This is a genomic window from Schumannella luteola (assembly GCF_013408685.1).
Classification (GTDB): Bacteria; Actinomycetota; Actinomycetes; order Actinomycetales; family Microbacteriaceae; genus Schumannella; species Schumannella luteola.
This window is the reverse complement of the sequence record NZ_JACBZY010000001.1, coordinates 1,803,966-1,824,718: the sequence shown is the minus strand read 5'-3', so window position 1 is coordinate 1,824,718 and position 20,753 is coordinate 1,803,966. Positions and strand designations below refer to the sequence as shown.

Below are 20,753 nucleotides of genomic sequence, written 5' to 3'. Positions count from 1 at the left end.
GTTCACCGCGCATCCGGGAGAATGGGGTCGACCTAAGGAGCAACCCCGCGTGATCGCACTCGTCCGCCACGGAGAGACCGACTGGAACGCCGCCCACCTGATGCAGGGCTCGAGCGACATCCCCCTCAACGACACCGGGCGGCAGCAGGCCCGCGACGCCGGCGACAAGCTGGCCGCCGAGCGCGACGCCGGCGAGCACGCCTGGTCGGCCGTCGTCAGCTCGAGCGCGATCCGCGCCCGCGAGACGGGTGAGCTCATCGCCGAGAAGCTCGGGGTGCCGTTCATCCGCGTCTACCCGCAGTGGTTCGAGCAGCACTTCGGCGACGCCGAGGGCGTTCCGGTCGAGGAGGCCATGCGCCGCTGGCCGAACCGCGACCCCGAGGGCTTCGAGAACGACGAGCAGGCCCGTCTGCGCGCGCTGGGCGCCCTCGAGCAGGTCGCGAAGGACTTCGACGGCCGCGACGTGATCGTCGTCGCGCACGGCACGATCATCCGCTCGGCGCTCATGAGCCTCACCGGCCGCGAGCTCGGCTTCCTCGGCAACGCGACCGCGTCGCGTCTCAGCCAGGGCGCCGAGGGCTGGACGGTGCACACCTTCGGCGGCGAGACGCTCGAGGACGAGCTCGGCGAGCCCGCCGCCGAGATCGTCGCGGAGGTCGAGCCGGCGTGACCACGCTCGCGCTCATCCGCCACGGCCAGACCGACTGGAACCTGCAGGGTCTGCTGCAGGGTTCGAGCGACACCCCGCTCAACGCGACCGGACGTCAGCAGGCGCACGACGCGATCCCCGTGCTGCGCGAGGCCGGCATCCCGTGGACCGTCGTGGTGAGCTCGCCGCTCGCCCGCGCCCGCGTGACCGCCGAGATCGTGGCCGAGGGGCTCGGCATCCCGTTCGCCGGCGCCTACGACGACCTGATCGAGCGCGACTACAGCGTGCTCGAGGGCCGCAGCGAGGCCGAGGTCGAGCGGCTCTGGCCGGGCAAGAGCGAGCCGAGCGTCGAGACCCTCGACTCGGTCGTGGTGCGCGGTCACCGCGCCCTCGCGCAGATCGCCGCCGATCACCCGGGTGAGGATGTGGTGGTCGTCTGCCACGGCACGATCATCCGCTACACGCTGAGCGACCTGGTCGGCTTCAAGGTCGACACGATCGAGAACGCGACGGTGTCGCTGCTCGAGAGCGCGGAGGCGGCGGCTGACGACGTGATCGGCTCCGCTTCCGTCGCCTGGCGGGTGCGCACGGTCAACGGCATCGAGCTCGCGCCGAGCTCCGCCGCGGCCGACCCGGAGGGCGGCGCGGCGGCATGAGCGGCGCGGCGGCCGACCGTTCCGCGGAGAGCGGCGTCACCGATGCCGGTGTCGGTGCCGTCGGCAGCTTGACGGCGGGTCGACTGCCGCGGTCGCACCCGGCCGCGCTGGGCGTCGACCCGGCCGCGATCGAGCGGCTCGCCGCATCCCTCACCCGCATCGGCGGCGTGCACAGCCTCATGGTCGTGCGCCGCGGGCAGGTCGTGGGCGAGGGCTGGTGGGCGCCGTACCGCGCCGAGCTGCCGCACACCCTCAACTCGGTCAGCAAGAGCGTCACCTCGCTCGCCGTCGGCATCGCGATCGACGAGGGACTGCTCGGCCTCGACGACCGGGTGATCGACCTGCTGCCCGAGCACGCGCCCGCCCAGCCGAGCGAGCGGCTGCAGCGGCTCACGGTGCGGCACCTGCTGACGATGAGCCGCGGCTGCTCCGAACCCGACTTCGACGGGGTGCGCTCGCGCGCGACGGCCGAGGCCGTGCGCTTCGTGCTGAACGAGCCGCTCGATCACAAGCCCGGCGAGCGCTTCGTCTACTCGACCGGCACGACCTTCCTGGTCGCCGCGGTCCTGCAGCGGCTGACGGGCGGCCGCCTGCTCGACTTCGTCGCCGACCGCCTGTTCGCCCCGCTCGGCATCACGACGCGCGAGTGGGACTCGAGTGCCGACGGCGTCGACCTCGGCGGCAGCGGCCTGCACCTGCGCACCGAGGAGCTCGCGCTGCTCGGCCAGCTGCTGTTTCAGCGCGGTGAGTGGGACGGACGGCAGCTCGTGCCGGCGGAGTGGATCGACCTGGCGACGTCACCGCAGATCGTGACCGCGCTGGTGCCGTTCGACGCGGATGCGGACGGTTCCGCGTCCGTGGAGCGCGAGCCCGGCGACTGGGAGCTCGGCTACGGCTTCCAGTTCTGGCGATCGCGGCACGGCGCCTACCGCGCCGACGGCGCCTTCGGGCAGTTCATCGTCGTGATGCCCGAGCTCGAGACCGTCGTCGTCACGACCGCGGGGCTCGACCCGATGGATGCGGTGCTCGACGCGCTCTGGACCGAGCTGCTGCCCGGCATCGGGAACGTGCCGGATGCGGCGACGTCGGCGACAGCAGCAGGAGCAGTCGGGGATGCCGGCTCCGCGGCGCCCGCGCAGCTGACCGGCCTGCAGCTCGCTCCGCAGCCGGGTGACGCCGCATCCCCGTCGGAGGACGCACTGCTCGCACGACACTTCGTGATCGCCGGCGACGCGCCCCTGCGCGGCCTGCGCGTCGATGCTGTCGCGAAGGTCGACGGCGCCGGCGGCGCGACCTGGACGCTCGAGCTCGAGACTCCGAGCGGCACCGAACGCCTCGGCGCCGGCCACGGCCGCTGGGTCGAGGGCGCGACCTCGGCGATCACCGGCGCCGCGACGCCGGTCGGCGTCAGCGCCGGGTGGGCCGAGGACGAGTGGCGGCTGCGCATCCAGTTGATCGAGACCGCGCAGACGCTGACGGTCGCCGTGACCGTCGACGGCGACTCGGTGCGGATCGAGGGCCGGATGCACGGCTGGTTCGCGCCGGCCGAGCTGGGCCCGATCACGGGGCACGTGAGCCCGCGCTGACGGCCCGCGGCGCGACGGCTCGGCGCGCAGCGCGACGCGGCCGCTCAGCGACGACCCGGCTCTGCGTCAGACTGGGGCGATGACCGACGCCCCGCAGCATCCGCGACCCGACCAGCAGGGCTGGATGCCGCCGGCGGCGCAGCACGATCCGACCGCGCCGCCGCCGCAGTATCCGGGCGGGCAGCACCCGAACCCGCACGACGGCCGGCAGCCGCCGCAGTACACGCCCCCGCAGTACACGCCCCAGCCTCAGCTGCCCCAGTACGGCCGGCCCAGCTCCCCGACCCCCGGCCCCGCTCCCCTGCCGGGCCCGGCCGCATCCGCCTCGCCCTTCGTGCCGGGCGGCACCGTCTTCCGCCCCAGTCGCGAGGTCGCGGCGCGCTACTGGCGCATCAACATCACCTTCGGCGCGCTCTACGTCGTGCTGTTCGGCGTGCTCGCGATGCTGCAGTGGCGCAGCGGACTGTGGATGTTCTACCTCGCCGCCATGGTCGTGCTCGCCGGGCTGACCGTCGCGCTGACGGCGCTCGCGGTTAACCGCAGTCGGATCGAGTTCCGCGACGGCGCGTACACGATCGTGCAGGGCCTGCTGCCGACGAAGGCCTTCACGATCGCCGAGGTGCAGCGCGTCGTGACCGTCGGGCAGATGAGCGTCGGCGCGGTCGGATCGCTGTCGCACCAGATGATCCTCGGCGCGGGGCGCCGCTTCGCCTGGCTCACGAGCCTGCTGTGGAGCCGCGAGCAGCTGACCGCGCTCGCCCTCGACCTGCAGGCTCGCGGCGCGGAGCTGGTGCCGGTGCCGGGCCCGACGAGGCCGGCCGAGATGCGGCGCTGGGATGCGCGCACGCAGACCTGGTTCGAGGTGAACCGCATCCTCGTCGCCGTGCTCGCGGGGTTCGCCGCGATCGTGCTGGCGATCGTGATCATCGTGGTCGTGGCGGCGGTGTCGTTCAGCTCGATCGGCTGATCGATCGCTGATCGCCCCGCCGACTGCGCGGCTCAGGCCTGCGCGCCCGCCAGGTGGGCCGCGAAGTGCCGTCGGCCGACGGTCTCGGTGCTGATCACGACGATCCACGGCGCCGCGGCGACGAGCAGGATGTCGAGCGCGAACGGCGTGCCGCTCTCTGACAGCACGACCGCGAGGGCGAGCACCGCGAGAGCGAGCACGAGCGCCCCGACCTGGGCGGCGGCGACGCGGCGCACGAGGATGTCGGCGATGCCGAGGTAGACGATCAGGAAGACCGCGACGGGGATCGCGACGGCGCGCACCGCGGCGCCGTAGCCGACGTGCGCCTCGCCCTCGATCACGTAGGCGCCCACGTGCAGCCCGGCGCCGACCGCGGCGATCGACGCGAACACGAGGATGTGCAGATAGCCGAAGGGGAACGCGCCGCCGCGGTTGCGATGCAGCAGGTGCCCGAACGGCACCGCGAAGTACGCCCACCACAGGCCGAAGGTCAGCACGACCCCGGCGACGACGAGCACGATCGCGTCGCCCGACCAGCCGTGCTCTTCGATGATCGGCTGCACGGCGGCGACAGTGCCGAGCACGCCCTCGCCGAGGGCGATGAGCGCGAGCAGCCCGTAGCGCTCGGCGATGTGGTGCGGATGCCACGGAGTGGCCCGATGCCGCTCGCTCAGCGCCGGCCCGGCGAGCTCGATGAGGAACAGCACCATCGAGCCGATGATCGTGGGCACCAGCGCGAGGTGCACGGCGGCGACCACGACCCATCCCACCTGGGCGATCGCGATCGCGAGGGCGTAGGTCAGCGCGGTCTTGCGGTGCTCGGGCGACTGCGCGGCGAGGCGCAGCCACTGCGCGAGCATGGCGACGCGCATCACCACGTAGCCGGCGACCACGACCGTGTTGTCGACGCCGTGGCCCTTCTCCAGCGAGTGGAAGATGTCGGAGAGCCCGAGCGCGAGGATGACGACGCCGACCATCTGCACCATGGTCGTGACCCGGTAGACCCAGTCGTCGGTGTCGAAGGCCGACGCGAACCAGCTGAAGTTGATCCACGCCCAGACGATCGAGAACATCCCGAAGGCGAAGCCGCCCAGCGCCGTCGACAGGTGCCCCTCGGCGAGCGCGTGCGCCATCTGCTCGCCCGCGATGCCGAAGGCGACGACGAAGGCCAGGTCGAAGAGCAGCTCGAGCGGGGTGGAGGCGCGCTCGGACTCGTGCGGGTCGCGCCCGATCATGCGGCGCACGCGGCCGGCGACGCCGGGGAACGGTCGGGTGTCGGGCGCGGCGCTCATGGGGCCATGATGCCGGGTCGGCGTCGGCCGCCGAAACCGGGCCGCGTCGTCGAGGTCGGTGAGTCGAGATCCGTCAGTCGAGGTCGCGGCCGAGCTCGGCGCGCGCCTTCTCGCGGTCCGCCTCGGTCTGCACGCGCTGGCCGACGACGGCGCTGACGCCGTCCTGCCGCATGCTCACGCCGTAGAGCGCATCCGCGATCTCCATGGTGCGCTTCTGGTGCGTGATGACGATGAGCTGCGAGCTCTGCCGCAGGTCGTCGAAGATCGTCAGCAGGCGGCCGAGGTTGGCGTCGTCGAGGGCGGCCTCGACCTCGTCCATGATGTAGAACGGGCTCGGCCGGGCCTTGAAGATCGCGATCAGCAGCGCGACCGCGGCCAGCGAGCGCTCGCCGCCGGAGAGCAGCGACAGCCGCTCGATCTTCTTTCCGGCCGGCTTGACCGCGACCTCGATGCCCGTCGTGAGCATGTCGTCGGGGTTCGTGAGCAGGATGCTGCCGGTTCCGCCCGGGAACAGGATCGGGAAGACGCGGTTGAACGCCGCCTTCGTGTCCTCGAAGGCCGACGCGAAGATGTCCTGCATCTTCTCGTCGATCTCCTCGATGATCGTCGTCAGGTCCTTGCGGGTCTTCGTGAGGTCGGCGAGCTGGTCGACGAGGAACTTGTGGCGCTGCTCGAGCGCGGCGAACTCCTCGAGCGCGAGCGGGTTGACCCGGCCGAGCAGGCCGAGCTTGCGCTCGGCGGCGGCGAGGCGGGTCTGCTGCTCGCGGCGCACGAAGGGCACGGTGCGGATGTCGGCAGTGCTGTCGGCGGGGTCCTCGGCGGCCTCGGATTCGGCGGCCGGCACGACGTCGGCGCCGTCCTCGTCGGCGGTGTCGCTGTCCGCGGGGACCCCGTCGGCGCCACCGCGCGCGAGGTCGTCGTCCCCATCGAGATCCTCGTCACCGGCGTCATCGCCCGACTCGGCCCGCGCATCGCGCACGCCCACCGCATCCAGCACGTCGACCGGAACGGGCACATCCGGCCCGTACTCGACCACGAGCACGTCCTCGTCGAGGCCGAGCTCGCCGGCGGCGCGCTCGAGCAGCTGCGAGAGGTGCAGCTTCTTCTCGTAGGCCTGCATCTCGAGGCTGTGCACGTTCTCGTTGAGTCCGGCGAGCTTCTCGCGCAGGCCCGACTCGGCGGCGCGCAGCCCGCTGAGTTCCTCGTTCTGCTCGGCGCGCTCGCGCTCGGCCACGGCGAGACGCTCGCGCGCCTGCGCGACCGAGCGGTCGGCGACGGCGATCGCCGGCGGCAGCGCCTCGAGCACGGCAGAAGCGGTCTCGATCTGGTGGCGGCGCAGCACGGCGACGCGGGCGGCCTCCTCGGCGGCGGCGCGCTCGGCCTCGAGCTGCTTCTGCAGCTGCTCGGCGGTCGCCTTCTGCGCGCGCACGCGCTCGCGGGCGGTCTCGAGCTGCACGCGCAGCTCGACCTCGTTCTGGCGAGCCGACTCGAGCTCGAGCAGCAGCGAGTCGCGGGCGGAGACGTCGAGGATGGGGCGCGGCGTCGCGGCGTGCTCGTCGTGCTCGGCCTGGGCGCGCTCGGCGGCGGTCGTCGCCTCGCGCACGGCCTCGGCGAGCGCCGCGATGCCGTCGCCGAGGCGTTCGGCCTCGGCCTCGGCGGCCTCGAGCTGCACACGCGAGCGGCCGAGCGCCTGGCTGCGCGCGGCGAGCTCGGCGTCGAACTCCTTCTGCCGGGCGGCGGCCTCGCGGGCGGCGGTGCGGGCGGTCGCCAGGGCCTCGCGGCGCTGACCGAGCTCGAAGCCGCTGCGCTCGATCTCGGTCGAGACGGCGACGAGACGCTCCTGCGCGTCGTCGCGCTCGGCCAGCAGCTCGAGTCGGCTGCGCGCTCCCCCGGTGCCGCCGCGCAGCACGTGCTCGCCGAGCACGTCGCCATCGTGGGTGATGACGGTCACGCCGTCGAGCTCGCGCAGCACGGGCCAGGCGGCGCGGGCGGCATCGAGGTCGTCGACGATCACGACCCGGGCGAGCAGTCCGCGGATCCCGTCGGGTGCCTCGACGAGATCGATCGCCGAGCGCGCGCCCTGCGGCAGGTCCGTCGGTCCCGCGTCCGCGCGCGCATCCGCCACGACGATCTCGACCTGGCCGGCATCGGTGCGGTGCACGTGCTCGAGCGCGGCGAGCGCCGCCTCACGGCTGTCGGCGAGCACGGCCTCGGCGAGGCTGCCGAGCGCAGCTGCGATCGACGCCTCCCAGCCCTGCTCGACCGTGATCGCGTCCGACACCGGCCCGCGGATGCCGTCGACCTCGGCGATCGCGCCCGATCCGCTGCGCTGGTCGGCGGCCATCGTCAGCGCGCTCACGCGAGCGGCGAGGGCGTCGCGCTCGCGCTCGGCCGTGTGCAGCGCATCCCGCAGCTCGTCGACCTCGCCCTCGAGGCGCTGCGCCTCGGCCTCGGCCTCGGTCACCTGCTCGGCGAGGATCTGCGCGTCGCCCTCGGGCGCGGCCTCATCGCCGTCGACCGCGAGGAACTCGGCGCGAGCCTGCTCTCGGCGCTCCTCGGCCTGCGTGGCCGCTGTGCGCTGCCGCTCGACCTGCTGCTGGGCGGCCGCGAGCCGCGAGGAGGCGAGCTCGACCTGGCTGCCGAGGCGGGCCTGCTCGAGGTCGTGCTGCGAGACGAGGGCGCTCTGCGCGCTGATCTCCTCATCGAGGGCGTCGAGGTTCGCGCGCGCCGTCGCGGTCACGGCGCCGGACTTGCCCAGGGCCGCCTCGGCGACCGTCACCTCGCCCTGCAGTCGCACAGCCTCCTCGCGCGCATCCTCGATCATCGAGGTGCTCACGGTCGCCGACATGCCCGGCAGCTCCGACTGCTGGCTCAGCAGCGTGAGGCGCTGGGTCGCCATCGACGAGAGCGAGCGCAGGCGGTCCTGCGCCTGCTCGAGCCCGAAGGCGAGACGGCGGTGCGCATCCACCTCGTCGCCGCTCATCGACTGCTCGAGACGGCCCTGCCGCAGCTTCGCCTGGTCGAGCTGCTCCTGCAGCACCAGGCGCTCGGTCTTGCGCTCGCTCTCGCTCTTCGACATCTCGCTCAGCTGCGCACGCAGGGTCACGACCTCGTCGGCGAGCAGGCGGGCGCGGGCATCACGCACGACCGCGGCGATCGTCTGCGCCTCGCGGGCGACCTCGGCCTGACGCCCCAGGGGCTTCAGCTGGCGGCGGATCTCGCCCGCGAGGTCGCTCAGACGCGTCAGGTTCGTCTGCATCGCCTCGAGCTTGCGCACCGTCTTCTCCTTGCGGCGACGGTGCTTGAGGATGCCGGCGGCCTCCTCGATGTAGCCGCGACGGTCTTCGGGGGTGGCGCGCAGCACCGCATCCAACTGCCCCTGACCGACGATGACGTGCATCTCGCGGCCGAGGCCGGAGTCGCTCAGCAGCTCCTGCACGTCGAGCAGGCGGCAGCCCTGGCCGTTGATCGCGTATTCGCTGCCGCCGTTGCGGAACAGGGTGCGCGAGATCGTGACCTCGCTGTACTCGATCGGCAGCGCGCCGTCGCTGTTGTCGATCGTCAGCGTCACCTCGGCGCGGCCGAGCGGCCCCCGTGACGAGGTGCCGGCGAAGATGACGTCCTCCATCTTGCCGCCGCGCAGGGTCTTCGCGCCCTGCTCGCCCATGACCCAGGCGAGGGCGTCGACGACGTTCGACTTGCCGGATCCGTTCGGCCCGACCACGCAGGTCACGCCCGGCTCGAAGGCGAACACGGTCGGCTGCGCGAAGGACTTGAACCCCTTGAGGGTCAGGCTCTTCAGATACACGCGGCTCCCGTTTCGCGAAGCACGCCGCGGCCTCCGGCCGACCGCGGTCGATGATCGGTCAACGCTACCCTGCCGGCTCGCCGTGACGGGTTGCCTCACCGGGGCGCTGTCGGGCATCCTGGTCGGCTGTCCGGCCGCCGCGCAGGGGCGTTATCACCACCGCCCGTGTCACCACCGCCCGTGTCACCACGGCTCCTGTCACCACCGCCGCGCACCACCACGACCTCCGGGCAGCGGAGGACCACCATGACCCCCGCACCCGCCGAACTCGAGATCGTCGAACTGCGCATCCCTGCCTCGCTCGACACCGCGACCGCCGACGTCGACGATTTCCGCGCCGCCGTCGAGCTGTGGAACGCGATCGAGCGCGAGGCCTTCGGGCGGGCCGCCGATCCCTCGCAGCCCGGTGAGGTGCTCCCCGCCTGGACGAATCAGCGCTGGGAGCGCCGACGGATGCTGCTGGCCAAGCTCGATGGGCGCGTCGTCGGGCGCGCCGCGATCCACGTGCCCGCGTCGTCGCCCGACACCGGCTTCTGCAATGTCATGGTCGCGGCGGATATGCGCCGCCGCGGCATCGGCACCGCGCTCGCCGACGGTCTCGAGGCGCTCGCCCGCGAGTCGGGCGTGACCAAGCTGCTCGCCTGGGCCGCCGCGCCGGTCGTGACCGACGACGAGGTCGCGGCGGGCACGGAGGCGCTGGTGCCGCCGACCGGCGTCGGCCGTCTGCCCGCCGACCACGCGAGCGTGCGGTTCGCGCTCGGCCGCGGAGCTCGGCTCGAGCAGGTCGAGCGGGTCAGCTCGGTCGAGCTGCCGATGCCCGACGACGAGCTGGCGAGCCGGCTGGCGGCGGCGCGCGCCGCATCCGGCCCCGACTACGACACCGTGACCTGGATCGGCACGACGCCGACCCAGTGGCTCGACGAGATCGCGCGGCTCAAGACGCGGATGTCGACCGACGCCCCGAGCGCGGGCATGGAGGAGCCCGAGGATCCGTACACGGCCGAGCGCGTCGTCGACGAGGAGCGCGACCAGGCCCAGTCGGGCATCGAGACGATCGTGGCCGCCGCCGTGCACCGGCCGAGCGGCGAGCTCGCCGGCTACACCTACTTCGACACCTCGCCCGACGCGAGCCGTGTCGTCTCGCAGGAGGACACGATCGTGCTGCGCGAGCACCGCGGCCACCGCCTCGGCATGCTCGTCAAGCTCGCCAACCTCGAGCAGCTGCAGCGCGACCGGCCGGGCCACCCAGCGGTGATCACCTTCAACGCCGAGGAGAACCGCTTCATGCTCGACGTCAACGAGGCGGTCGGCTTCGTGCCGATCGCGGCGGAGGGCGCCTGGCGGCTGGATCTCTGAGCCCGGCGCGGGGGCGTGGCGTCATGCGGCGTCACGGAAACGAACAGGGCGTCAGCCGATCAGTAGCGTGAGCGGTACACCACACCTGTCGTTCCCGGACCGCGCACGCCCGGCGGCGGCATCCACCCGAATGATCCGAGGTCGCCCGTGCCCGCTCACCCCGCCGCCGATCTGACGCACGGCGACCGGTCGTCCATCGAGCTGCCCGAGGTGCTCGTCGTCGGCTCGGGACTCTTCGGCCTCTCGACCGCCCTGCATCTCGCCCGTGCGGGACGCCGCGTCACGGTCGTCGACGAGGGCACGCCGGCCTCGGGCACGACCGCCGCCGGCGCCGGCTTCGTCGGGCTGTGGGCTGCCGGCTACGCCTGGTACTGGAACGAGTCGGAGCGCGACCTCGAGCAGTACGGCATCGACTTCTACCGCGAGCTCGCCGACACCGCCGACATCGGATTCCGCGACCGCGGCAACGTCTGGCTCAGCGTGAGCGACGAGGGGTACCGCGACCACATCCTGCCCTTCGATCGGCACCCGCTGAAGCCCGCGGGGGCGCGCCTGCTGACGCCCGAGGAGGTCGCCGAGGTGGTGCCCGGCGTCAGCGCCGCGGCGGTGACCGGCGGATTCCTGCACCCCGGCGGCATCCAGATCAGCGCTCCGGATGCCGCGCTCGCGCTCGCCGCCGAGGTCGCGCGCGCGGGAGTGCGCTTCGAGAACTGCACGCCCGTGGCGAGCGTCCTCGTCGAGGACGGGGCGGCCGTCGGAGTGCGCACATCGGCCGGCGCCGAGCTGCGCGCCGGTCAGGTCGTGCTCGCCTCCGGCTCGTGGACGAACGCGCTGCTCGCCCCGCTCGGCCGCACCCTGCCGTTCGCGCGGGTGCTCGCCTCCCGGCTCACGACCGAGCCCTTCGGCCTCGGGCAGATCCCGACGCTCATGCTCCCCGAGCTCGACGGCCTGTGGGTGCGCGAGCACCGCGGCGGACTCACCTACGGCCACGGTGGCGGCTACGAGGCGCTCGGCTCCGCCGAGACGCGCGCCGACCGCCGCCCGCAGCGCACCGACCTCGTCGACGCCATGCGCGCGCAGCTCGCGCCGGTGCTCGCCGCGCTCATCCCCTCGGGCGGCGACTACGCCGACACCGCCGAGTGGACGCAGGGCATCGTGTCGATGACCGCCGACCGCCGCTTCATCGCCGGCCCCGTTCCGGAGGCCGCCGGCCTCTGGGTCGTCGCCGGCGACAACGAATCCGGGGTCACGCACGGCCCCGGCCTCGGTCGACTCGTCGCCGACCTCGTCACCGGCGCACAGCCCGTCGCGGGCGATCCCGCGCTCTACCGTCCCGACCGCTTCGACGGCGTCGACTACGACACCGCCGACGAGGCCGCCGTCCGAGCGGCGATGCCCGCCCGACGCGAGGTGGATGCGGTGCGCTGAGCGCGCATCCGGATCCCCTCCCCCAGAACCACCACAGCACCCAGTACCCAGAACTCACAGCACGAAGGCACCCACCATGACCCGACCCCTGATCCGCGTCGCGACCGCGGCCCTCGCCGTGGGCGCGACCGCGCTCGCGCTGACCGGCTGCGCGACCGGCGGCTCCTCCGCCGACAGCTCCGAGCCGCTCGTCATCGGCACGACCGACGCGATCGTCTCGCTCGACCCCGCCGGCGCCTGGGACCGCGGCAGCTTCACGCCGCAGAACCAGATCTACCAGCACCTGCTGAGCTACGAGCCCGGCAACACCACCCCGGTTCCGGAGGCCGCCGAGAGCTGCGACTTCGACGACGCCACCACCTACAGCTGCACGGTCAAGAAGGGCCTGAAGTTCAGCAACGGGCACGACCTGACCGCGTCGGATGTCGTGTTCTCGTTCGAGCGCATCCTGAAGATCAACGACGCCAGTGGCCCCGCCCCGCTGCTCTCGGGCATCGACAGCATCGAGAAGAAGGGCGAGCTCGGCGTCGTCTTCCACCTGAAGACCGCGAACGACCAGACCTTCCCCTACGTGCTGTCGAGCATGGGCGGTCCGATCGTCGACGAGCAGGTCTTCCCCGCCGACAAGCTCCTCGCCGACGCGAAGGCCATCGGCTCGGGTCCCTACGCGATCAGCGACTACTCCAAGAAGGGGCTGCTGTCGCTGACCGCCAACACGCACTACGACGGCACCGCCCCGAAGACGAAGAACGTCGTGCTCAAGGCCTACGCCGACTCGTCGAACCTCAAGCTCGACATCCAGAAGGAGGGCATCGACATCGCGTACCGCTCGCTGACCTCCACCGATGTCGCCGACCTGGAGAAGGATTCGAAACTGCAGGTCGTCTCCGGACCCGGCGGCTCGGTGCGCTTCCTCGTCTTCAACAAGGATGCGCAGCCCGGCGCCGACGACGCGCAGAAGCTCGCCATCCGCCAGGCCGTCGCGACGCTGATCGACCGCGACGACATCGCGGAGAACGTCTTCAAGGGCACCTACGCTCCCGCATACAGCCTCGTGCTCGACGGCCAGAACGGCGCCACGAAGACCTTCGCCGACCTCTACGGCGCGAAGCCCTCGGTCTCGACGGCGAAGCAGATCCTCGCGGATGCCGGGGTCAGCACCCCGGTGACCCTGCCCATCCAGTACACGAGCGACCACTACGGCCCCGACTCGTCGAGCGAGTACGCCACGATCAAGTCGCAGCTGGAGGAGTCGGGCCTGTTCACCGTCGACCTGCAGTCGACCGAGTGGACCAGTTACGTCAAGCAGCGCGAGGACTACCCGGCCTACCAGCTCGGCTTCTTCCCCGACTACCCGGACCCGGACAACTTCCTGCGCTCGGGCTACTCGTCGACCGGCGGCTCGGTCGTCAACGGACTCACCAGCCCCGAGATCGACGCCGCGATCGAGAAGGAGGCCACCGCCGCCGACCCGGCCGAGCGCACGAAGGACATCGAGGCGGTGCAGGAGCTCGTCGCGAAGTCGGCCGGCATCATCCCGCTGCTGCAGGGTCAGGAGACCGTCGTCGCCGTCAAGGGCGTCACCGGCCTGAAGGACACGCTCGACGCGACCTACAAGTTCCGCTTCGCGGCGCTCGCCCGCGGCTGATCACGCGCACTCCGGACTTCGACTTCGAGGGGTCCGACGCAGAGCGTCGGGCTCCTCGCTCGTCATTCGGCTCACTTGCATCACGTCAGAGCAGGGACGGCCGGGTAGCCGATCACGTCGCGAGAAACCTCGAGAAGCAAGCTGGCATCGATATCCGCGACGGCCGCGCGATACTCGCGGTTCAATCGAGGATTGAAGACGCCGAGATGCGACACGCTCGCGAATTCGCTCTGACGCGACTGTTTTCCCATCAAGAAGTAGATCAGTAGTTGAAGCGTGTGTTCAATCGTCGGGTCTTTGACCGAGACCTTGAAGTCCCAAACGGTGTCGGCGGTGAGGAAGTCGCCGTCGCCGTTGGTGATGACGTCCGTGTAGCCCCCAGGAAATGTGAAGCCGTCTTTGGTGACCGGCCCGACCGATTGGAAGAAGGCTCGAGATCGCTCGACCATGGCAAGAATGCGTCGAGAAGTGCGTTCATCGGGGTCCACGTTAGTCTTCGGGTTGTAGAAGGCGGCACCAGCGCGGTACCCGACATCGAAGCTCGCCAGCCGGCACGCGGCTACTACCGCCGCCTCGTCGATCCGGCCGGGGGCCAGCGCGGCAATGTCTTTTTGTGCGCGATCGAGAATGCGGGGCCCCAGCGCTTGCGCGCCCCGCAACGAGACTTTGAATGCCTGAGTAGGGTCGACGCCCTCCGCTAGACGTACGAGGTAATCGACCGCAGTGCCTATGAGCGCCGGGCTGACGTTCTCGGCGCTTAGATCGAGCATCGAACCGTGCTGACCTCCATATTGACGAACTGACAAGCTACGAGGGCTGACGTATCCACCTCGCGGCTGCTTGACCTGCCGAACTCGTTGGGTGACGGTAACCATGATCACTCCTCGCTACTGTTTGCGAGAAGCTATCAAGAACCGACGACATCGCAGGAGCTCGTCGCGAAGTCGGCCGGCATCATCCCGCTGCTGCAGGGTCAGGAGACCGTCGTCGCCGTCAAGGGCGTCACCGGCCTGAAGGACACGCTCGACGCGACCTACAAGTTCCGCTTCGCGGCGCTCGCGAAGAAGTAGGAGACGCACCGCGCGCCGGTGATCCGCCGGACGACGAGGGCCCCGATGCTGCGTGCATCGGGGCCCTCTCGTCTGTCGGAATCAGGGGCGGTGCGCCGGCTCGATGCGGGTCAGCGTCGCCGGCTCGGCACGGAACAGCGGCGTGCGCTTCCCCAGCTCGACGATGTGCGGGGCGCTGCCGTGCACCTCGAGCGCCTCGGCCGACGCCCACCACTCGAGGATCACGAAGCGGTCGGGATCGCCGATGACCTCGTGCAGCTCGTAGTGCAGGCAGCCGTCCTCGGCGCGCACGAGCGGCGCGACCTCCTCGAAGGCCTCGATCTGCTCGGCGCCGCGACCCGGCTTGCAGAGGATGGACACGACGACTCCGATGGCGCTCATGCCCACAGCCTAGAGAGATCGACGGGCCGGCCCGACCGGGACGGGCGCTGCGTCGGCGGGACGGACGCCACGTCGGCGGGAAGGTCGCTGCGTCAGCGGGCGGGGCGGGCCTGGCGGATGCGCTGGCAGAACGGGCAGAAGTGCGAGCCGCGGTTCATGAAGGTCTCGCGCACGATCGCACGACCGCAGCGCGGGCAGGGTTCGCCCTGCTGGCCGTAGGCGTTGAGCGAGTGCGAGAAGTAGCCCGAGGCGCCGTTGACGTTGACGTACTGCGCGTCGAAGCTCGTGCCGCCCTCGGCGAGCGCCTTGCCGAGCACGAGCCGCACCTCGGCGAGAAGCGTCGTCGCCTTCGCGCGGCTGAGCGCGCGCGTCGGCTGGTCGTAGTGGATGCGCGACGCCCACAGCGCCTCGTCGGCGTAGATGTTGCCGATACCGCTCACGAGCGTCTGGTCGAGCAGGGCGCGCTTGATGCCGGTGTCCTTGCGGGCGAGCGCGGCGAGGAAGCGGCGGTCGTCGAAGCGCGGGTCCATCGGATCGCGGGCGATGTGCGCGACCTGGCTCGGCACGCGCTCGCCCGCGGCATCCGGCGTCGGGATGAGCGCATCCACCGCCATCGAGCCGAAGATGCGCTGGTCGACGAAGTCGACGCGCAGCTCTCCGTGCACGGGATGCCGCACGTCGAACACGATGCGGGTGAGCCGGTCGCGCGGGGCGTCGGGGGTGCGCAGCAGCACCTGTCCGCTCATGCCGAGGTGCACGACGAGAGCCTCGGCGTCGTCGCCCCTCCCCCGCGTGCCGCCGTCGTCGGCGATCGGGATCCAGAGGAACTTGCCGCGCCGCGAGGGCGGGGCGAGCGTCGCCCCGGTCAGCCGATCGACGAAGTCCTCGCTCGGGCCGTCGTGACGCTTCAGCGAGCGGGCGTCGAGCACCTCGACGCGCTCGATCACGGCGCCCGAGACGGCGGGCGCGAGACCCGCGCGCACGACCTCGACCTCAGGCAGCTCAGGCATGAGTTCGCGGCTCAGACACAGGTGTGCAGCTCAGGCATGGGTGCGCAGGATCGCCGGTCAGCTCAGCGGTGCGTCTGCAGGCGCGTCCAGGCCTCGAGCGCGGCGGCCATCTCGGCCTGCTTCTTGCTCGTGCCGGAGCCCTCGGCGAGGTCCTCGTCGCCGAGGCGCACGACCGCGGTGAAGCGCTTGTCGTGGTCGGGGCCGCTGTCGGTGACCGAGTACTGCGGCAGGCCGCGGCCGCGGCGCGCGGCCAGCTCCTGCAGGCTCGTCTTCGGGTCCATCGCGGCGCCGAAGCGCTCCGGGTCGGCGAACAGCGGGGTCTCGAGGTGCAACACCAGGGCGGTTGCCGCATCCGGACCGGCCGAGAGGTAGGCCGCGCCGATGATCGCCTCGACCGTGTCGGCGAGGATCGAGTTCTTGTCGCGGCCGCGCGTCAGCTCCTCGCCGCGGCCGAGCAGCAGGAAGCGGCCCAGGGCGATCCCCCGCGCGATCTCGGCGAGCGCGACCGTCGACACCAGGCTGGCGCGCCGCTTCGCGAGCTCGCCCTCGTCGAGGTCGGGGTTCTCGCGGAACAGCTTGACCGTCACGGCCTGGCCGAGGATCGAGTCGCCGAGGAACTCGAGGCGCTCGTTGTGCGGCACCCCGCCGTTCTCGTACGAGTACGAGCGGTGCGTCAGCGCCATGCGCAGCAGGTCGGCGTCGATGACGAGACCCAGCGCGGCGGTCAGCTCGCTGCGGTCGGAGTCGAGAGTCGGCGGCACGAAGGGCGCACCGGCGGATGCGGCGGTCGAGCCGGTCGCATCGCCTTCCGGAGACACCGAAAGACCGCCGAGAGCGCTCACGCTCTCAGCGGTCCGATCCGATGACGCAGACGTCAGAGTTCCCGACTCGGGCGACTCAGACGTCGGCGACCTTGCGGCCCTTGTACTCGAGGAACAGCGGGGTGCCCGCCGAGTCCTCGACCACCTTGGCGCGGTGCGGGAGGCTGTAGGTGACGCGGCCGTTCTCGACGGTCTTCACCAGGGTCGGCGCGGTGGCCTTCCACTGCGAACGACGGGCGTGGGTGTTGGCTCGCGACTGGCGGCGCTTGGGAACAGCCATGGTTTATCTCTCTTCTCTCTCGACGCCAGCGGCATCGGAAACGTCATCGTGTGCTGCCTGGAAGCCCTGCAGAGCCGCCCAGCGCGGGTCCGTGACCACACGCTGATCCTGTTCCGGAGCAACCTCCAGCTTCTCCCCCGTGGCGGGGTCGAGGCCTGGGCAGTCCGGCCGACAGACCGGCTGGAACGGCAGTGACAGCACCACCGCATCCCGCACCACCGGTTCGAGATCCACGTGATCATCGCGAACCGAGTAGTCGAAAGCTTCGTCGAGAGAATACGCGAAAAGCTCCTGGAATTCGAGTTCGACAGGAATGCTCACCGGGTCGAGGCAGCGACCGCACTCTCCGACGGCCGTCGCATCCACCTCGCCGGTCACGAGGATGCCGTCGTGCAGGCCCTCGAGACGCAGGTCGATCGTGAGCTCGGAGCCCTGCGGAACGGTCGCCGCGCCCTCGCCGAGACGCTCGGCCAGGGTGATCACCAGCTCGCGCTCGCGCATCTCGCCGGGACGGTGCATGACGTCGTGAACCGGCACGGTGTAGGGGGTGGTTCGGAAGGCAGGCACGGCGTGCGATCTTACGCGCCTCGGCGGGGTTCCGCCGACGAACGGTGGCCGCGCCCTCGGTGATCGGTCGGTGATCGGCGACCGGTCCCACCGGAGCCCTAGGGTGAGCGCCGTGCTCCCCTCTCGCATCACCGTGCTCGCCGGCGGCGTCGGCGGCGCCCGCTTCCTCTCCGCCGTGCGCGCCTGGGCGCGCATCCACTCGCCGTCGACGCGCATCACGGCGATCGTCAACACCGGTGACGACATGTGGCACGTGGGCCTGCGCATCACGCCCGACCTCGACTCGATCATGTACGCGCTCGCGGGCGTCAACGACACCGAGCGCGGCTGGGGCCGCGTCGGCGAGAGCGAGCGCGTGTCGGCCGAGCTGCGCGAATGGGGCGCGGGATGGCCGTGGTTCACGCTCGGCGACCTCGATCTGGGCGCGCACATCGCGCGGTCGGCGTGGCTGCGCGAGGGCGTTCCGCTGAGCTCGATCGTGCCGCGCCTCACCGCGCGCTGGGATCTCGGCGTCGAGCTGCTGCCCGCGACCGACGACGAGGTCGCGACCTGGGTGCGCATCGACGACCCCGAGGCGTCCGCCGCCGGCGAGCCGGTCGAGCGCACCGTGCACTTCCAGGAGTGGTGGACGCGCTACCGCGCGAAGGTCGTGACGCACGGCTTCGAGCGCCGCGGTCTCGCCGGGTCGTCCCCCGCGGCCGGCGTGCTCGACGCGATCGAGAACGCCGACGTGGTGCTGCTGGCACCCTCGAACCCAGTCGTGTCGATCGGCACGATCCTCGACATCCCCGGCATCCACGCGGCGCTGCAGGCGACGCCCGCACCCGTCGTCGGCGTCTCGCCGATCATCGGCGGCGCAGTCGTGCGCGGCATGGCCGACGCCTGCCTCGAGGTCATCGGCGTGCCGACGAGCGCGGCGGCGGTCGCCCGACTGCTGGGCGCGCGGGGTGGAGCGGTGGATGCCGTGGCCGGCACCGCGCATCCCGCCCGCGAAGCCGGGGCGCAGGGTGTGCTCGACGCCTGGCTGGTCGACGAGGTCGACGCGGATGCGGTCGCCGGACTCGAGGCGGAGGGCATCCGCTCGGCCGCCGTGCCGCTCTGGCTGCGCGACGAGCCCACGGGCGTGCAGCTGGTCAGCGACGCCCTGGCGCTCGCGACCTCCTGACCCCACCTGCCTTCTCCGCGAAAGCACGTGCTCTGCGCCGACGGCACGGCGTGTCGCACGGCAAAGTGCGTACTCTCGGAGACCTGCCGCGAGGCGCGGGTCAGTCGTCGGGGTTCTGCAGGGCCTGACGGGTGCGCACGCCCAGGCCGAGGGCCGCGGCGGCGTCGAGCTGCTCGCGGGTGTCGACGTCGCGGCGCAGGGTCGAGTCGCGCGGGATGTGCAGGCGCACGAGTCCCAGCGCGGCGTGCCGGGCGGCGCTGCCGTCGCCGAAGCGGCTGAGCAGCTCGGTGTCGGGGGCGGCGGTGACGAGAGTCGTTCCGCCGGTGTCGCGGTCGGGCACGAAGCCGCGGGCGACGCGCTCGGCAGCACGCAGCGCGACGCCGAGGTCGTCGGGCGTGAGCGCGGGGAGGTCGCCGAGCAGCACCGCCCGCGGAGCCGACTCGGCGATCTGGTCGAGCGCCAGCGCGATCGCGGCGGCGATGCCGGTCGGCTCCGGCTCGGCGATGATCGTGACCCGCTCGGCGACCGTGTCGGTCAGCTCGGTGGCGAGGCGCACATCCCCCGTGACGACGATGACGCGGTCGACCTCGAGCGTCTCGAGGGCCGCCGAGATCGTGTCGAGGGCGATCGCGCGGGCGAGGCGGGGATCGGCTTCGAGCCGGGTCTTCGCCTGGACCGCGGGCTTCACGGGGACGATGACCTGCCAGCGCATTGACCCATTCTCCCGTGTCAGTCGGACGGACGCCGACGTGCCGCGCCTGGCGGAGCGAGATCGCGGCTCACGAGACCGGCGCAGGCCCCCGCCGCGCCGCTAATCTGGGCGCACCCCGGTCGCCACTCTGACGTCCGGTGCGCCGGCCGACTCTCGGGCGGCATGTGATCCGCGAGCCGTTTCGTGCCCGCCGTCCGCCCCTGCCCGCCGCACGGTGATCCACCGCCGGTCGGGCGCCACCGAGAGGCTCCCGTGCGAACCCGCACCCGACTTTCCCCGCGCGCGCCGCGCCGCCGCATCCTGTCCGCCGCCGCCCTGGCCCCGACCGCCGCGCTCGCCGTCATCGCGCTGCTGGCCGGATGCTCGGCATCCGCCGCGCCCGCTGACGGCGCGAGCACCGGCGCATCCGGCTCGACCTCGGCGAAGGCCGTGAAGCTCGACAACTGCGGCTTCGACGAGACGATCGCGACGCCGCCGAAGCGCGTCATCACGGTCAAGTCGACGTCGACCGAGATGATGCTCGCGCTCGGCGTCGGCGACCGCATCGTCGGGACCGCCTTCCAGGACGGCGCCGTTCCGGCGAAGTGGACGAAGGAGGCGCCGAAGCGCAACGACGTCAGCGATCAGATGCCGAGCCCCGAGTCGGTGCTGGAACTCGAGCCCGACCTGGTCTACTCCGGCTGGGAGTCGGCGTTCAGCGCGGATGCGGCGGGCACGCGAGCCGAGCTGCAGAAGCTGGGTATCGCGAGCTATGTGCAGCCGGCCGCCTGCCGCAGCCAGGGCGCCCCGGCGAAGCTGAGCTTCGACGACGTCTTCGGCGAGATCGACGAGGCGGGACGCATCTTCGGCGTCGAATCGACCGCGACGAAGCTGGTCGCGGCGCAGAAGACGCAGCTCGCCGGCATCCACCGCGACGACCGCGGGCTGAAGGCGCTCTGGTACTCGTCGGGCACCGACACGCCCTACGTCGGCGCCGGCACGGGAGCGCCCGAGATGGTGCTCGAGGCCGCCGGGCTGACGAACGTCGCCGCCGATGTGAAGCAGACCTGGGCCACGCTCGGCTGGGAGTCGATCGTCGACGCCGACCCCGACGTGATCGTGCTGATCGACGCCGACTGGAACAGCGCGAAGAGCAAGATCGCGCAGCTCGAGGCGAACCCGGCGACCGCGAACCTCGCCGCCGTGAAGCAGAAGCGCTACATCACCCTGCCCTTCGCCGCGAGCGAGGCGGGCGTGCGCTCGGTCGAGGCGGCCGACTCGGTCGCGACGCAGCTGGCGAAGCTGAAGCTGGGCTGACGAGACACCGGGCTGAGGAGAGAGCGGAGCCGGATCGGATGGTGAGCATCGCGAGCAGCGG

The 20,753-nt window shown here is 71.9% G+C and carries 19 protein-coding genes; 10 read left to right on the top strand and 9 right to left on the bottom strand.

All coding sequences use genetic code 11. The features are described from left to right. Positions 1-49: 49 nt before the first annotated feature. The 4 genes from BJ979_RS08035 (at position 50) to BJ979_RS08020 (ending at position 3,858) form a co-directional block, all read left to right on the top strand. A complete protein-coding gene (locus BJ979_RS08035) occupies positions 50-670 on the top strand; it encodes a histidine phosphatase family protein (RefSeq protein ID WP_179566860.1) in 621 nt (206 codons plus the stop codon). Beyond that, positions 667-1,305, top strand: coding sequence for a histidine phosphatase family protein (locus BJ979_RS08030; protein ID WP_343046641.1), 639 nt, complete (start codon positions 667-669; stop codon positions 1,303-1,305). The genes BJ979_RS08035 and BJ979_RS08030 overlap by 4 nt, the downstream gene beginning before the upstream one ends. After that, positions 1,302-2,891, top strand: a complete 1,590-nt coding sequence (locus BJ979_RS08025) for a serine hydrolase domain-containing protein (protein ID WP_179566859.1) — start codon at positions 1,302-1,304, stop codon at positions 2,889-2,891. The genes BJ979_RS08030 and BJ979_RS08025 overlap by 4 nt, the downstream gene beginning before the upstream one ends. 79 nt (positions 2,892-2,970) lie before the next feature. After that, positions 2,971-3,858: a hypothetical protein gene (locus tag BJ979_RS08020; RefSeq protein WP_179566858.1), complete on the top strand. Its 888-nt coding sequence runs from the start codon at positions 2,971-2,973 to the stop codon at positions 3,856-3,858. Between the two features lie 32 nt (positions 3,859-3,890). Here the strand turns inward: BJ979_RS08020 and BJ979_RS08015 are convergent, their stop codons facing one another. Together BJ979_RS08015 and BJ979_RS08010 are read right to left on the bottom strand one after the other, a co-directional pair. Continuing rightward, entirely contained in the window at positions 3,891-5,150 is a 1,260-nt protein-coding gene (locus BJ979_RS08015; RefSeq protein WP_218853465.1) for a low temperature requirement protein A, read from the bottom strand. A gap of 73 nt (positions 5,151-5,223) precedes the next feature. Then, the gene (locus BJ979_RS08010) at positions 5,224-8,958 is read right to left on the bottom strand and encodes an AAA family ATPase (protein WP_179566857.1); all 3,735 of its coding nucleotides are present in this window, start codon (positions 8,956-8,958) and stop codon (positions 5,224-5,226) included. Between the two features lie 246 nt (positions 8,959-9,204). On the opposite strand from BJ979_RS08010, the gene BJ979_RS08005 reads away from it, so the two are divergent. The 3 genes from BJ979_RS08005 to BJ979_RS07995 all read left to right on the top strand — a co-directional run bounded on the left by BJ979_RS08005 (position 9,205) and on the right by BJ979_RS07995 (position 13,390). Next, entirely contained in the window at positions 9,205-10,314 is a 1,110-nt protein-coding gene (locus BJ979_RS08005) for a GNAT family N-acetyltransferase (RefSeq protein ID WP_179566856.1), read from the top strand. Positions 10,315-10,461: 147 nt separating this feature from the next. Beyond that, positions 10,462-11,742 (top strand): FAD-dependent oxidoreductase, encoded by a 1,281-nt coding sequence (locus BJ979_RS08000; RefSeq protein WP_179566854.1) that lies wholly within the window; start codon positions 10,462-10,464, stop codon positions 11,740-11,742. Between the two features lie 76 nt (positions 11,743-11,818). Further along, a complete protein-coding gene (locus BJ979_RS07995) occupies positions 11,819-13,390 on the top strand; it encodes an ABC transporter substrate-binding protein (protein WP_179566852.1) in 1,572 nt (523 codons plus the stop codon). A gap of 80 nt (positions 13,391-13,470) precedes the next feature. On the opposite strand, the gene BJ979_RS07990 is transcribed toward BJ979_RS07995, so the two are convergent. After that, entirely contained in the window at positions 13,471-14,265 is a 795-nt protein-coding gene (locus BJ979_RS07990; RefSeq protein WP_179566850.1) for a hypothetical protein, read from the bottom strand. Here BJ979_RS07990 and BJ979_RS07985 point away from each other — a divergent pair. Then, positions 14,248-14,460, top strand: a complete 213-nt coding sequence (locus BJ979_RS07985; protein ID WP_179566848.1) for a hypothetical protein — start codon at positions 14,248-14,250, stop codon at positions 14,458-14,460. The two genes, BJ979_RS07990 and BJ979_RS07985, sit on opposite strands and share 18 nt — an antisense overlap. 81 nt (positions 14,461-14,541) lie before the next feature. Here BJ979_RS07985 and BJ979_RS07980 read toward each other — a convergent pair whose 3' ends face one another. The 5 genes from BJ979_RS07980 to BJ979_RS07960 form a co-directional block, all read right to left on the bottom strand. Further along, positions 14,542-14,841, bottom strand: a complete 300-nt coding sequence (locus BJ979_RS07980; RefSeq protein ID WP_179566846.1) for a putative quinol monooxygenase — start codon at positions 14,839-14,841, stop codon at positions 14,542-14,544. Between the two features lie 92 nt (positions 14,842-14,933). After that, positions 14,934-15,851, bottom strand: a complete 918-nt coding sequence (gene mutM / locus BJ979_RS07975; RefSeq protein WP_179566844.1) for a bifunctional DNA-formamidopyrimidine glycosylase/DNA-(apurinic or apyrimidinic site) lyase — start codon at positions 15,849-15,851, stop codon at positions 14,934-14,936. Between the two features lie 62 nt (positions 15,852-15,913). Continuing rightward, positions 15,914-16,579, bottom strand: a complete 666-nt coding sequence (gene rnc / locus BJ979_RS07970; protein WP_281360978.1) for a ribonuclease III — start codon at positions 16,577-16,579, stop codon at positions 15,914-15,916. A gap of 169 nt (positions 16,580-16,748) precedes the next feature. After that, positions 16,749-16,952 (bottom strand): 50S ribosomal protein L32, encoded by a 204-nt coding sequence (rpmF, locus tag BJ979_RS07965; RefSeq protein ID WP_141144963.1) that lies wholly within the window; start codon positions 16,950-16,952, stop codon positions 16,749-16,751. A 3-nt stretch (positions 16,953-16,955) separates the two neighbouring features. Beyond that, on the bottom strand, positions 16,956-17,471 hold the full coding sequence (locus BJ979_RS07960; RefSeq protein WP_218853679.1) for a YceD family protein: 516 nt from the start codon (positions 17,469-17,471) through the stop codon (positions 16,956-16,958). Between the two features lie 160 nt (positions 17,472-17,631). On the opposite strand from BJ979_RS07960, the gene cofD reads away from it, so the two are divergent. Continuing rightward, complete coding sequence (gene cofD, locus BJ979_RS07955) at positions 17,632-18,684, top strand: 2-phospho-L-lactate transferase (RefSeq protein WP_179566840.1); 1,053 nt, start codon at positions 17,632-17,634, stop codon at positions 18,682-18,684. 100 nt (positions 18,685-18,784) lie between these two features. Here cofD and BJ979_RS07950 read toward each other — a convergent pair whose 3' ends face one another. Continuing rightward, a complete protein-coding gene (locus BJ979_RS07950) occupies positions 18,785-19,396 on the bottom strand; it encodes a CofC family guanylyltransferase (RefSeq protein WP_179566838.1) in 612 nt (203 codons plus the stop codon). 252 nt (positions 19,397-19,648) lie between these two features. On the opposite strand from BJ979_RS07950, the gene BJ979_RS07945 reads away from it, so the two are divergent. Then, the gene (locus tag BJ979_RS07945; protein WP_343046639.1) at positions 19,649-20,692 is read left to right on the top strand and encodes a putative F420-0 ABC transporter substrate-binding protein; all 1,044 of its coding nucleotides are present in this window, start codon (positions 19,649-19,651) and stop codon (positions 20,690-20,692) included. Positions 20,693-20,753 lie beyond the last annotated feature (61 nt).

Excerpts from the sequence above, each read along its gene's own strand:
- BJ979_RS08020 (WP_179566858.1), top strand. The coding sequence starts at position 2,971 with ATGACCGACGCCCCGCAGCATCCGCGACCCGACCAGCAGGGCTGGATG.
- BJ979_RS07995 (WP_179566852.1), top strand. The coding sequence starts at position 11,819 with ATGACCCGACCCCTGATCCGCGTCGCGACCGCGGCCCTCGCCGTGGGC.
- BJ979_RS07960 (WP_218853679.1), bottom strand. The coding sequence starts at position 17,471 with ATGCACCGTCCCGGCGAGATGCGCGAGCGCGAGCTGGTGATCACCCTG.
- BJ979_RS07980 (WP_179566846.1), bottom strand. The coding sequence starts at position 14,841 with ATGAGCGCCATCGGAGTCGTCGTGTCCATCCTCTGCAAGCCGGGTCGC.
- BJ979_RS07950 (WP_179566838.1), bottom strand. The coding sequence starts at position 19,396 with ATGCGCTGGCAGGTCATCGTCCCCGTGAAGCCCGCGGTCCAGGCGAAG.
- BJ979_RS07990 (WP_179566850.1), bottom strand. The coding sequence starts at position 14,265 with ATGGTTACCGTCACCCAACGAGTTCGGCAGGTCAAGCAGCCGCGAGGT.
- BJ979_RS08025 (WP_179566859.1), top strand. The coding sequence starts at position 1,302 with ATGAGCGGCGCGGCGGCCGACCGTTCCGCGGAGAGCGGCGTCACCGAT.
- rpmF (WP_141144963.1), bottom strand. The coding sequence starts at position 16,952 with ATGGCTGTTCCCAAGCGCCGCCAGTCGCGAGCCAACACCCACGCCCGT.
- BJ979_RS08015 (WP_218853465.1), bottom strand. The coding sequence starts at position 5,150 with ATGAGCGCCGCGCCCGACACCCGACCGTTCCCCGGCGTCGCCGGCCGC.
- BJ979_RS08005 (WP_179566856.1), top strand. The coding sequence starts at position 9,205 with ATGACCCCCGCACCCGCCGAACTCGAGATCGTCGAACTGCGCATCCCT.
- mutM (WP_179566844.1), bottom strand. The coding sequence starts at position 15,851 with ATGCCTGAGCTGCCTGAGGTCGAGGTCGTGCGCGCGGGTCTCGCGCCC.